Source organism: Streptomyces sp. NPDC059850 (genome assembly GCF_042731515.1).
Taxonomy (GTDB): Bacteria; Actinomycetota; Actinomycetes; order Streptomycetales; family Streptomycetaceae; genus Streptomyces.
This window is the reverse complement of the sequence record NZ_JBHWJI010000028.1, coordinates 1-12,535: the sequence shown is the minus strand read 5'-3', so window position 1 is coordinate 12,535 and position 12,535 is coordinate 1. Positions and strand designations below refer to the sequence as shown.

The 12,535-nt window shown below is 73.1% G+C and carries 10 protein-coding genes; 2 read left to right on the top strand and 8 right to left on the bottom strand.

Annotated elements, in window-relative coordinates; all coding sequences use genetic code 11:
* Positions 1-59: 59 nt before the first annotated feature.
* Positions 60-1,265, top strand: a complete 1,206-nt coding sequence (locus ACFV9T_RS23200) for an alpha/beta hydrolase (protein ID WP_385443365.1) — start codon at positions 60-62, stop codon at positions 1,263-1,265.
* On the opposite strand, the gene ACFV9T_RS23195 is transcribed toward ACFV9T_RS23200, so the two are convergent.
* The 7 genes from ACFV9T_RS23195 to ACFV9T_RS23165 all read right to left on the bottom strand — a co-directional run bounded on the left by ACFV9T_RS23195 (position 1,262) and on the right by ACFV9T_RS23165 (position 10,232).
* A complete protein-coding gene (locus tag ACFV9T_RS23195) occupies positions 1,262-2,485 on the bottom strand; it encodes a 2-oxoadipate dioxygenase/decarboxylase family protein (protein ID WP_385443362.1) in 1,224 nt (407 codons plus the stop codon). The genes ACFV9T_RS23200 and ACFV9T_RS23195 overlap by 4 nt on opposite strands.
* Positions 2,486-2,540: 55 nt before the next feature.
* Complete coding sequence (locus ACFV9T_RS23190) at positions 2,541-3,551, bottom strand: LysR family transcriptional regulator (protein ID WP_385443360.1); 1,011 nt, start codon at positions 3,549-3,551, stop codon at positions 2,541-2,543.
* On the bottom strand, positions 3,503-4,207 hold the full coding sequence (locus ACFV9T_RS23185) for a hypothetical protein (protein WP_385443358.1): 705 nt from the start codon (positions 4,205-4,207) through the stop codon (positions 3,503-3,505). The genes ACFV9T_RS23190 and ACFV9T_RS23185 overlap by 49 nt, the downstream gene beginning before the upstream one ends.
* A 5-nt stretch (positions 4,208-4,212) precedes the next feature.
* Positions 4,213-5,541, bottom strand: a complete 1,329-nt coding sequence (locus tag ACFV9T_RS23180; RefSeq protein WP_385443356.1) for an MFS transporter — start codon at positions 5,539-5,541, stop codon at positions 4,213-4,215.
* Positions 5,542-5,611: 70 nt separating this feature from the next.
* Complete coding sequence (locus tag ACFV9T_RS23175) at positions 5,612-7,342, bottom strand: thiamine pyrophosphate-binding protein (protein WP_385443354.1); 1,731 nt, start codon at positions 7,340-7,342, stop codon at positions 5,612-5,614.
* Between the two features lie 61 nt (positions 7,343-7,403).
* Positions 7,404-8,567 (bottom strand): NAD(P)/FAD-dependent oxidoreductase, encoded by a 1,164-nt coding sequence (locus ACFV9T_RS23170; protein ID WP_385443352.1) that lies wholly within the window; start codon positions 8,565-8,567, stop codon positions 7,404-7,406.
* Positions 8,568-8,723: 156 nt separating this feature from the next.
* The gene (locus tag ACFV9T_RS23165; RefSeq protein ID WP_385443349.1) at positions 8,724-10,232 is read right to left on the bottom strand and encodes a cryptochrome/photolyase family protein; all 1,509 of its coding nucleotides are present in this window, start codon (positions 10,230-10,232) and stop codon (positions 8,724-8,726) included.
* Between the two features lie 230 nt (positions 10,233-10,462).
* Between ACFV9T_RS23165 and ACFV9T_RS23160 the strand changes: the two genes are divergently transcribed.
* Positions 10,463-11,482: a DUF5954 family protein gene (locus ACFV9T_RS23160; protein WP_385443347.1), complete on the top strand. Its 1,020-nt coding sequence runs from the start codon at positions 10,463-10,465 to the stop codon at positions 11,480-11,482.
* A 13-nt stretch (positions 11,483-11,495) separates the two neighbouring features.
* Here ACFV9T_RS23160 and ACFV9T_RS23155 read toward each other — a convergent pair whose 3' ends face one another.
* Complete coding sequence (locus tag ACFV9T_RS23155) at positions 11,496-12,380, bottom strand: SDR family oxidoreductase (RefSeq protein WP_385443540.1); 885 nt, start codon at positions 12,378-12,380, stop codon at positions 11,496-11,498.
* Positions 12,381-12,535 lie beyond the last annotated feature (155 nt).

Sequence of the window (12,535 nt, the reverse complement as noted above, 5' to 3'; positions counted from 1 at the left end):
CTCCTCACTGCTGACGGCGCCTGAGCCAACGACGACAGCGAACAGGAGAACGGCCCGATATGAACACCCGTGTCCGCATATCCTCACGCAGCGCCGTGCCCCGATGGGTGCGCCGCTCGGCCCTCGGCCTGGGGCTGGTGGTCTCGGGTCTGGTGGCGCTGGTCACACTCGGCACGCTCGTCCCGGCCGTTCCCGTGCTCGGCTACTACGCGACCACCTGGGTCGGGCCCCGGCCGCTGTGGTACGTGGCCTTCGGCCTGCTCATCGCCGCGGGCGCGGTGGTGGCGTGGAAGCGCGGGAAGCGCCGGACGGCGGTGTGGACCACCGCCACCTCGGCCATCACCGCCATCGGCGCGACCACCGTGCTGATCACCCAGCTGCTCTACGCCCACGCCCAGAACGTGCCGGTGTCCACCGCCGACGTCCTCGCCGTCGATCAGCCCACCGCGCCGCCGGACCATGTGATCGGCTACGCCCGCGCCGAGGGCCGGACGCTCGCGGCCGGGCTGTGGGCACCGCGCGCGGAAGACAGCCAGGGCGACAAGCCCATGGTGGTGTGGATCCACGGCGGCGGCTTCGCCACCGGCAGCCGGAACCAGCGGGAGGGCGACTACCGCTGGCTGGCGAACCACGGCTACCCCGTCCTGTCCATCGACTACCGGCTCAGCCCGCCGCCGCGCTGGCAGGACGCCTCGGGCGATGTGGTCTGCGCCATGTCCCGGCTCGCCAGGAAGGCCCGCCTGTACGACGTCAACACCTCCCGCACCGTGCTGGTGGGCGGCTCCGCGGGCGGAAGCCTCGCGCTGAACGTGGCGTACGGGCTGAAGACCGGCCAGGTCAGCAGCAGCTGCACGGAACGGCTGCCCGACCCGCCGGTCGCCGTCGCCGGGTTCTACCCCGCCGCGGACCTCAAGGGCACCTGGCAGGACAACGGCCTGCTGGGCTACGGGCGCGAGATCACCGAGGCCTACACCGGCGGCACCCCCGCCCAGCACCCCCAGCGCTACCGCTACGCCTCCGCCACCAGCCGCGTCCGCCCCGGTCTCATGCCGTCGCTGCTGGTCACCGGCGCCTCCGACCACCTCATCCGGGAGTCCCGGGTCCGCGGGCTCGCCGACCAGCTGCGGCAGGCCGGCGACGATGTGCGGTTCAACGCCATCCCCTACAGCGACCACGCCTTCGACGACACGTACCACAGCATCGCGGGCGCGGTCGGCCGCAACCTGCTCCTGCGCTTCCTGAACGGCACGGTGCCGCGCACCTAGTCAGGGGGCCACGGCGGGGCGACGGGCGTCGCGATGGGGGCGATGCCCAGGGCTCGTGCCGCCTCGTCCAGAGAGTCCCGGCGCTGCCTGGCGTAGTGCTCGTCGGGGTCGTGTACGGGGCGCTCCAGTACCCCGGCCAGCCAGTCGGCGCCGAGGGCCGTGGAGTCCGGGTCCGGCGGGGGCAGGGCGTCGTCCGGCAGGGGCAGGGCGTCCTCGTAGACGATCGGCCGCGCGGTGATCCAGCCGCCGTGGAGCAGCCCGGCCAGCCCGGCGGGCGGGCCCAGGCCGTCGCGGCGGTGGGCGGGGTCGGTGGCGTGGAAAGTGAAGTACGCGAGATCCCGCCGGGCGAGTCCGGCCTGTGTGCCGGGCAGGCACATGGCCCAGATCTTGGCGGCGGCCTCCTGGCGGGAGAGCCCCGGATCGATGGCGAGCAACCGGTCGGTCTCGGCCGTCATCGCCTCGTAGCGGGCCCATCCGGCGGGGGTGAGCGCGATGCCACGGGCCTCCGCCGCGCACCGCGGGCCGAAGGAGGTCCGGCGCAGCAGGATGTCCGGGCCGTCCCAGCGGGGCGGGCCCTGGATCTCGTCGGCCACCGCGATGCCGCGTTCCGCCATGCGCCGGTTCAGCTCGTCGATGTCGAGGACCCGGGGTGTGAGGTCGACCGGTGCGCGGGAGGCCCGGAAGGCGGCGGTGGCGAGGCCGAGGAACCGCCGCGCGTCCTCGGGCGGCAGTCCGTGTTCGGCCTCGGCGCGCTCGGCGAGGCCCAGCAGCTCCGGTGGGAAGACGCACTGCCGGTGTTCGGCGGTGCAGGACCGGCGGTCGCCGGGGACGAGGACGGAGGCGAACACCCGGAAGGGAGCGCGGGCCAGTTCCCCGGGGTCGACCGGCCGGAACAGAGTCGAGACGGCCGGGGCCGGACGGGCCGCCACGTCCCCCGGGTCGTAAGCGCCGACCGGGTGCATCCCCAGGGCGGCGAAGATCTGGCCCGCTCGGCGCAGCTCGGCGGGTGTGCCGACCCCGATGGCGGCGTGCCGCTCGGCGGTCACCCGCTCGATGCCGCCCAGCCGCTGTGCCGTGGCGCCGTCCCGGCGCAGCACATCGGCGTTGACCCGCGCGGTCACGTCCACGAGCCTGGTGTGGCCGGGCACCTCGTGGGCGTACAGGTCGGATAGGGAGCGGGCGAATCGGGCCCGCAGCTGCCAGGGGGGAACCACGTTCATGGGGAGGTCCTTGTACGGGGTGGCCCGGCTGTCGCGGGCGTCGGCGGGATCCGTGTCAGCCGGGGGTCGTGGCGAGGGGGGAGTCGACGCGGGCGCCGAAGGCCTCGGTGGTCCAGGTCACGAACTCCTCCGCCGCCTCGCGGATGGCGTCGACGCCCGCGGGCACCAGGGCGTTGGGGTCCGTGGACCGGTGCACGGCGAACACTTTGCGGCGCGGGCCGGGGGTCCGCATGCGGCGCATCGTGATCGCCCGGTCGATGCCGAGGGAGAGCGCGGGGACCAGCGCGACGCCGAGGTTCTCCCGCACGATGCCACGGATGACGTCGTAGTCGTTGCTGGTGAAGCGGATCTCGGGGCGGAATCCGCACTGGGCGCAGAGCCGCAGGAGGTTCTGGTGGGCGGCGGTGCCCTCCTCGTTGGTGACCCAGATGGCGCCGGAGAGTTCGCGCAGGTCCACGGTGTCCGCGTCGGCGGTGTGCTGTTCCGGTCCGCAGAGGATGAGCAGTTCCTCGTCGAGGATCGGGCGGAGCGTCAGTTCGCCCGGCCAGGTTTCGGGGACGAGGTCGTACGCGTAGACGAGGCCGAGGTCCGCCCGGCCCTCGCACACGGCCAGGGCCACGTCCGTGGGGTCGTCGTCGTTCTGCAGGGTGATCTCGGCGTCGGGGAGCCGGGCGACCAGTCGCCGCAGCGCCCTGGGCAGGAGCCCGGCGCTCACGGTCGGGAACGCGGCCACTCTGAGCCGCCCCCGGTTGCCGTCGGCGTACCCCCGGATGTCCTCCTCGGCCTCCTCCAGCCGGGACAGGAGCGGGGTGGCGTGGCGGCCCATCTGGAGGGCGGCCGTGGTCGGCCACAGGTTGCGCGGGCCGCGTTCGAAGAGCCGTACGCCGAGCGCCCGCTCCAGCGCGGCGATCTGCTGGGACACCGCCGAGGTGGTGTAGCCGAGTTCCTTGGCGGCCCCGCTGAGCGAGCCGGTGGCCAGCACCGCCTGGAGGGTCTGCAGATGCACCATGTTCAGCATCATCGTGTCCCGGGTGCCGTCGTCCCCGCGCAGCCGCCGTGCAGCCATCGGATGAGGGTGAGCGCGTCCCAGACGGGGCGGCCGGTGGCGGCCTTGATGGCGGCGGAGTAGGGCGGGAGGTTGGTGCATTCGAGGACGAACGCGCCGATGTCGGGGTGCTCACCGGTCACGGCCTGTGCCACGGCCACCACCTCGGCCTCCGCGCGCGCCACGTCGAGGGGTTCGTCATCGCCGGTGAGCACGTGGAAGAGGTGTTCGGTGTGTTCCAGACCCGTGAGGTGGACGCGGTCGCGCAGGCCGGGGCCGACGCCGACCGCTCGCAGATGGGCGTCGGTGAGCGTGCCCGCGTTGACCGTGAGCACGCAGCACCTCTGGTCGTGGCGCAGGGTCTGGAGCACCAGGGGGACCTGGAGGAGGCTGGAGGTGGCCACCGGGACCCGCAGGGCGTCGGCCAGCTCCGGCTGGTGCACGGCGAGGAAGCCACAGCAGGTGGTCACCGCGGCCGCCCCGTCCTCCTGGAGGCCGACGGCGGCGGCCGTCAGCGCGGGGAGCAGGCCCTCGGCCGAGCGCTCCACCACCCGGCGGGTACCGGCCCCGGGGGCGACCGCCATGGCGACGGGGAAGTCGAAGCTGGCGGGATTGCCCACGTCACCGGCCGGGCGGGGAATCCGGTTGTCCAGCATGACGATCCCGATGTCCGCCATCGTCTCTACTCCTTCGTCAGTTCGGTGCGATGGGTCTCCTTGAGCGCGATCACGCAGATCAGCGAGATCACCGACGCCCCGATCACATACCAGGAGACTGCCATGCCCGATCCGGTGGCGGACACCAGCGCGGCGGCGACCAGTGCCGCGGGCGCTCCGGCGACCACACTGGACATCTGGTAGGCCACCGAGGCTCCGGTGTAGCGGTAGCGCGTGGGGTACTGCTCGGCGTACAGGACGCTGTTGAGCGCCCCGGTGGGACCGTAGCCGCACACCAGCGCCAGGATGATGGCCAGCGCGATGAGATACGGGTTGCGGGTGTCCAGCAGCCAGAAGAAGGGGATCGCGAACAGGGCGATGAACAGGGTTCCGGCGAAGTACACCGGGCGGCGTCCGATCCGGTCCGACAGGGCGGCGTACAGCGGCATCGCGGGCAGCAGCAGCGCGGCGCCGATGAGCACTCCGCTCAGCGCCCAGGACTGCGGCAGCCCCAGATCGCCTTCGACGTAGGACAGCGAGTACACCGTGAAGAGGTAGTAGCCGATCGTGGACGCGGCCTGCACGAAAATCAGCAGGAGGGTCTGTTTCTTCGCGTGGCGCAGGACCTCCGCGAGCGGCAGCTTGGGCCGCTTCCGCGCGTCCTTCAGCGCCTGGAACTCGGGCGGTTCGGGCAGCCGCTTGCGCAGGTAGAGGCCGAAGGCCACGAGCAGGCCGCTGAAGAGGAACGGGATCCGCCACCCCCAGCTGAGGAACTGGTCCTCGGGCAGCATCGAGAACAGGGCCACCATGCCCGCGGAGGCCAGTTGCCCGGCCGGTACGCCGAGCTGGCAGGCCGACGCGTACAGCCCGCGGCGTTTCGCGGGGGCGCTTTCGACGATGAGGAGAGCCGCGCCGCCCCATTCGCCACCGAGTCCGATGCCCTGCAGCATGCGCAGGAAGACCAGCAGGACGGGGGCGAGGACACCGAGCTGTCCGACGGTGGGCAGCAGACCGATCGCGAAGGTGCCGAGGCCCATGATCAGCAGCGTGGCCACCAGGGCCTGCCTGCGGCTGAGCCGGTCGCCGAAGTGACCGAAGATCACGCCGCCGAGGGGCCGGAAGAAGAAGGCGACACCGAAGGTGGCCAGGGAGGTGAGCGTGCCCGCGGTGGCGCCGAGGTCGGAGAAGAACACCTTGGGGAACACCACGGCGGCGGCGCTGCCGTAGAGGAAGTAGTCGTACCACTCGATGGCGGTGCCGGTGAAGCTCGCCCGTGCGGCCCGCATGGCGGTCGGATGATCGACCACGGGGGTGGCGGAGTCAGGCGGCGTGGAGAGTGTTGCGGGAGCCTCCATGAGCGGATCCTTCCGGAAACCTGCGGGTGCTGTGAAGTGGGCGGACGGGCGGGGGCGGGAAGCGGCGGGGTCAGTACACGGGGCGGCCGGTGGACCGCCCGGTGAGCACGGCCTCCCAGGGCGCGACGGGCGGCGGGGCGTCCTTGTGCTCGGGGACGGGGACATGGACGACCGACGGCCCCTGGCGGCCGGCCGACTCCTTGACCAGCGCTTCCAGCTGGTCGAGCGTGGTGGCCTTGGCGCCGGGGAGGCCCATGCCGGTGGCCAGCGGGACCGGGTCGATCGGCCCGGGGTCCACCCCGAAATAGCGCTGTTCGAGGAACAGGTGCTGGAGCATCTTGATCCAGGCCATCGAGGTGTTGTCCAGCACGACGTACGTGATGGGGAGCGCGAGACGGGCCGCGGTCTCCCAGTCGCCGACGCCCATGGCGAGGCTGCCCTCGGTGGTCACGCACAGGACCCGCTCGCCGGGGTGGGCGACGGCCACGCCGATCGCCGCCGGGACGGCATAGCCCATCGGGCCGTGGCCACGGGGGATCACCACCCGCCAGCCCTCCCCCGCGCTCACCCAGTACGCCGCGAGGTTCGGCGTCGGGGTGCCGGGGTCGGCCACCACCCAGCAGCGCGGGCCGAACACCCGGTGCAGGACCCGGATCACCTCGCGCGGCTGGAGCACGCCCTCGCCCGGGTCCGGCAGTGCCTCGGCGGCGGTGCGCGCCCAGGCCTCCCGTACCTCGGCGATGCCCGCCTCCCGGGCCGCCACGACCGCGGCGGGGGCGGCCGGGAGCTGCCCGCGCAGCTGGTCCAGGACGGTCGCCGCGTCACCGACGAGGGGCACGCTGCCGGGGAAGTTGCGGCCCGCCCGGGAGGCGTCCGTGTCGATCTGCGCCACCCGGACACCGGGGTCGCGGGGCGGGGCGGTGTAGCCGTTGGTGTCGGTGGCGTTGGCCCGGCTGCCCACGAGGAGCACGGCGTCGGCACCGGCCAGGTACGCGTTGGCGTAGCCCCGGCAGCCGTTGCCGCCCGCCACGCCGAGGGAGAGCGGATGGTCTTCCGGGACCGCGCCCTTGCCGTGGATCGTGGTGGCCACCGGGAGCGCGCCGTGCTCGGCGAGCGCGCGCAGTTCCCGCCAGGCGCCCGAGGCGTGGACACCGCCGCCCGCGAAGATCACGGGCCGTTCCGCGCGGGCCAGATCGGCGGCGACGCCCGCGACGGCGAATCCGGAGGCGCCGGGGCGGGCCGCCGGGAGCGCCGGATCACCCTCGGGGACGTCGGCCGCCGCGTGTTCCTCCAGGATGTCCTCGGGGAAGATCAGCGCGACCGGCCCGGGGCGGCCACGGGTGGCGGTGGCGACGGCCTCCGCGACCAGCGCGGGAATGTCCGCGGCGCGCTCGGCGGTGCGGCACCACTTGGTGACGGCGCCGAAGAGCGCTGCCTGGTCGATCTCGGTGATGGCGCCGGAGCCCCGGCTGCGCCGGTGGATGTCGCTGGTGATCGCCAGGACCGGCACGCTGGAGGCGTATGCCTCGCCCAGGCCACCGGCCAGGTAGACGACGCCACCGCCGCTGGACGCCTCGCACACACCGAGCCGCCGGTGGGTTCTGGCGTAGCCGTCGGCCATGTAGCCCGCGTGGCGTTCGTCCCGGGCGAGCACGTGGCGCAGGGCGCCGGTGTGCCGCGCGAACACGTCGTACAGGACGACGCCGGTGTCGCCGGGGACACCGAAGACGGTGTCGACGCCGTGCCGGACGAGCGTTTCGACGAGCAGTTCGGCCCCGGTCGGATTCGGGTCGCAGGCCATGGCGGGCTCCGTTCGGAAGACGGCTCGGAAAGACGGCTCGGCAGACAGCTCGGAAGTCGGCTCAGAAGACGGCGGTTTCGAGTTCGAGCGCCCGGTCGGTGAACCGGGACAGCCGCAGCGCGGAGAGATCCAGGGGCGGGGCGCCCGTCAGCCACCATGCGGCGAGCGCCGCGCCGACGGCCGGGGACTGCATGAAGCCGTGGCCGGAGAAGCCCGCCGCGACCCACAGTCCGGGCACCGCGTCGACCGGGCCGACGATCGCGTGGTCGTCGGCGGTCATCTCCCGCAGCCCGGCCCAGCCCCGGGTGACCTCCAGGCCTTCCAGCGAGGGGAAGCGGTGGGACAGCGCACCGGCCAGGGACTCGACCCGCGACCAGTCCACCGCCGCGTGTTCGCTGCTGGGCGCGTCGCGGTCGTTGCCCCCGACGATCGCCGTCCCGGCCGCCTCGGGGTGCACATACGCGCCACTGGCCATGTCGACGGCGAGCGGCAGCCCCCCGTGCAGGGCCGGGAGCGGGCCGGTGGCGAACGCCTGCCGGGGGTGCGGCCGTACGGGGATGTCCACCCCGCACAGCCGCCCCACCCCGCGGACCTGTGGCCCCGCCGCGAGCACGACCAGCTCGGCGTCGAGCGTGCCGTGCGCGGTGCGGACGCCGCGTACCGCGCCGTCGGCGTCCGTGATGAGCCCCCGGAACTCGGTGTGCTGCCGGACCTCGACCCCGTGGGCCCGCGCGGCGCGCAGATATCCGGCGACGGCGTCGGCCGGGGAACCGGACCCGTCGTCGGCGGAATAGGTCGCGCCCAGCAGGTCGTCGGTCCGGATTCCGGGAAAGATATCGGCCGCCTGCCGGGGGTCGAGCATCGTGACGTCGACGCCGAGGGACCGCTGCAGTTCCGCGTTCTTCTCGAAGACACGGAGGGTGGCGGCGTCCGAGATGAGGAAAAGGTAACCGTGCTGCCGGAAATTCATCGGCGCCCCGGTCATTTCCTCGAAGTCCCGCCAGAACGGAAGCGAGCGCCGCACCAGCTCGATATTCACGCGCGTCGAGAACTGCTGCCGGATGCCTCCGGTCCCGTACGCCGTCGTACCTTCTCCCGGCAGTCCGCGTTCCACTACGGTGATATCGCGGTATCCGCGTTCACTCAGGTGGAATGCGATGGAGGCGCCGATCACACCGCCGCCGACAATGATGACGCGGCCGCCGTTCAGTGTTTCCGGGCGCAATGGGAACCTCCTGAAGGGCGTGCGGGTCTCGGTGTTGCGTCAGTTGTAAACCCGGCACCCACGGCGGACAAGAGGCTTGAGATTCAGCGATACTTCACACGCCGTAAAGCAATTGTTGGGGAAGAAGGGAGCCGACATCTCACGCGCGCTTTTACCTCACGGCGGCGCGTCGCCCCGCGCCGTGGCCCGCTCCAGCACCTCCGGCAGATCGCCCAGCCGGTCCAGCCCCCGCACCGCCCGCACCATGCGGTGGTTCCCGGCCAGGCGCTCGCGGTGCCGGTGCAGAAAGGACCAGTAGCCGGTGGTGTACGGGCAGGCCCGCTCCCCGGCCCGGTCCGCCGGGCGGTAGGCGCAGGGGCCGCACAGGTCGCTCATCCTGTTGATGTACGCCCCGCCGGAGGTGTACGGCTTGGTCGTCATGAGCCCGCCGTCCGCGTACTGCGACATGCCGACGACATTCGGCAGCATCACCCAGTCGTACCCGTCGACGAAGCAGCGGTGGAACCAGTCGGTGACCGCCGCCGGGTCCCAGCCGTCCTGCAGCGCGCGGCTGCCGAGCACCATCAGCCGGGGAATGTGATGGGTCCACCCGGTGTCCCGGACCTGGGCCAGCACCGTGGCGAGGCAGCGCGCGGTCACCGCGTCGGCGTCCAGGTCCAGGAACCAGCCGGGCAGCGGGGCGGTGTGGCGCAGCACGTTACGGCCTCGGTAGTCCTCGCCGAAGTGCCAGTACAGCTGCCAGACGTACTCCCGCCATCCGGCGATCTGCCGTACGAACCCCTCGACCCCGGCCAGCGGCGCGGCGCCGTCGCGCCACGCGCGCTCCGCCCGGTCCACGCACTCGGCCGGATGCAGCAGCCCGAGGTTGAGCGGCGCCGACAGCAGGCTGTGGCACATGACCGGGTCCGCCGCGAGCATCGCGTCCTCGTACGGCCCGAAGCAGGGCAGCCGGTGGGTCACGAAGTGGCGCAGCGACGCCAGCGCCTCGCGCCGGGTCGCGGGGAACCGCCGCGGGCCGTCCCGGCCGACGAAGGAGACCGTGCCCTCGCGTTCCCAGCGGTCCAGGTCGTGCCGTACCCGCTCGTCGATCTCGTCCTCGTCGGGGCGCCAGGGGCCGGGGGCGTCGAGGGTGCGCGCGCCGCGCGGCGGGGGTTCGCGGTTGTGCTGGTCGAAGTTCCACCGGCCGCCCGCGGGCTCGTCGCCCTCCATCAGCAGCTCGTGTCCACGGCGCACCCAGCGGTAGAAGTCCTCCATCCGGAGGCGGCCGCTGGTGTGCTCAGCGGCCCAGGTGGCGAAGTCCTCCCTCGTCACCAGGAAGCCCTTCGCGGGCAGTACGTCGACCTGGTCGAGCGACCCGACCAGCTCCAGCGCCCGGCGGGAGGTCGGGTGGCAGACCGTCACCCGGTCGCGTCCGGCGGCCTCGGCCAGCCCCTCGCGGTAGGTCCGGGCCTGGACGTACGTCACCCGGTCGCCGAGTTCGGCCGCCCGGTGGCGCATCGCCGACAGCAGCAGCTGCGCCTTGGCCCGGTGGAAGCGGCGGCGGCTCAGCACCGACCGCGCCTCGATCATGATCAGCGGGGCCCGGGCGTCGGGGCCGTGGTGGCGGTGGTCGGCGAAGTGGGGACCGAGCTGATCGCCGAAGAGCCAGTGCTGACGTGCCGTCATCGTTCGAACACCTCCCGGCAGACACGGATATGTCAGGCTATGCGCCGCACCCCATCGCCCTTCCGCGACGCGCCACGCACCGCTCCACCGGCCACGCCGCTACCACTCCGCCGACCACCTCGCGACCGGCCCAGCTCGGCGAACACACAGTAGTGACATCGGATTTAAGGCTTTTGATCACTTGAGGCGTTCCCGCCCGTGTGCTGCCCCGAAGCCTCGACAATGTGCGCATGGCCGAACACTGGAAGCGAAAGCTGGACCGGCTCCACGCGGATCTGGTGCGGCGCGACGACCCCGCCGCCTGGGTGACCGAAGCCGACGCCGTGGACGCGTCCTCCCGCTATCCGCATCTCGCCCTCCGCGGACCCGTCTTCGGCCTCGCCATACAGGACCCCGCCGCCGGACCGCACTGGCGGCTGGTGAAGCCGGTGACCAGCGGCATGCCGCAAGAGGTCCGCGACGAGCTGAACTCGTACCTGTGGTTCAAGGCCAAGGACGACACCGACGACCCCGCCACCCGCCGCGCGCTGCTGGCGGCGGTCGCCCAGCTGGAGAAGAAGCCGCTCAACGAGGTGACGGTGCTCGGCGTGCGCTACCGGGTGGTGCGCGGGGACGAGTTCGCCCGTACCGGCGAGCACAACCTGGAGCCGCCCCGGCCCACCGACCCCGAACCGTCCCTCATCTCCTGGGACGGGCGGCACGAGGCCCGGTCGCCCGACACCGGGTTCGTCCTGGACGCCGAGCAGGACGAGGCCGGGCTGATGGCGGGCGCCATGAAGCTGGCGCTGAGCACCTTCGCCTACTCCGGCTCGCGCTTCCCCGCCGTCGTCCGCAAGCACTCCGAGCGGGCCGTCGCCACCCACCCCGACATCATCCTGCTGCCGGTCGGCTTCGGCGTGGCCGAGCGCTCCGGGCAGCGGTGGCGGCCGCAGGGCGCCCTGATGCCCACCCCGCACGACGCGCGGCGGCTGCTCTACCAGGGGATGGCCGAGATGTGGCCGCTGCTCTACGAGTACGACGACCACAAGCGCGCGGTGTACGCGCGGGCCGCCGAGGAATTCCGGCGCGCCCGCCGGGCCGACGAAGCCCGCGTGGAGGGCCGTCTGTTCCGGATCTGCCGCATCGAGCGGATGGTGCGCAGCGGCCCCGAGGGACCGGAGACCCCCCGCCCCTCGGACCTCGACACCTACGGCCCCATGAAGATGCACCCGACCATGGACGAGCACGGCACCATCCTCGACAACGGCTGACCCCGGTGGCGTGTCACCCCTCGGCGGCCGCCTGGTCAGCGCGGCCACCGGCCCCGAGGAGTCCGGTGGCCTCGAAGCGGGTCCGCTCGGCCAGCCGGGGCAGTTCGCGCGTGGACAGCCAGGTGACCAGCGGCGGCAGCAGCGGGCGGACCGGCTGGGCGAGGCGCAGCCAGGGCGGTGCGTAGACGGTGGCGGCGCGGCGTTCGACGGCGGTCACCATGCGCGCGGCCACCGTGGCGACGGGGTGGACGCGCCGGGCCGGTGGCGGCATATGGGCGCGCAGTTCCCTCAGCACCCCGTACCGGTCCGCGTCGCGGATCATGTCGGTGTCGGTCCAGCTCAGATAGCCGATGCCGACACCGACCCCCTGGTGGGCGAGTTCGGCGCGCAGGGACTGGGCGAAGGATTCGGCGCCCGCCTTCGAGGCGCAGTACGCGCTCATCATGGGCGCGGAGCCGAAGGCGGCCGTCGAGGCGATCTGGAGGAAGTAGCCGCGGGTGGCGAGCAGGCCGGGCAGAAAGGCCCGCGCGGTGTTCGCGCTGCCGATGAGGTTCACCTCGATGACGCGCCGCCAGGTGGCCGGGGGCGACTCCCCGAAGGGCCCGCCCTCGGCCACGCCCGCGTTGGCGACGACGACCGACGGTCTGCCGACGCGGTCGTGGATCCGGTCGGCCACCCGGGCCATCGCCGCGTCGTCGGCCACGTCCACCGCGTAGCAGTGGGTTTCCGTGGCGGCCGGGAGCGAGTCCGCCACCTGCGCGAGGGTGTCCTCCTCCCGGCCCAGGAGGACGATCCGTGCGCCGCGCCCCGCCAGGTCCCGGACGATGGCCGCGCCCAGTCCACGGGCGGCACCGGTCACGACGGCGAGCCGTCCGGTCAGGGGGCTGGTGTTCCGCACGGGGGCGCTCCCGGGGGTCGGCTGGGCGGGTCCAGACGACCGTACGAGCCCGATCCGGGCCCCGGCGCGACCACCGCCGCCACCGCCCGGCGGTGGCACCTGTTCGGCGGTGGCCGGGGACGCCCCCGCCGGTGGCCGGGCATGGCCACCGGCTG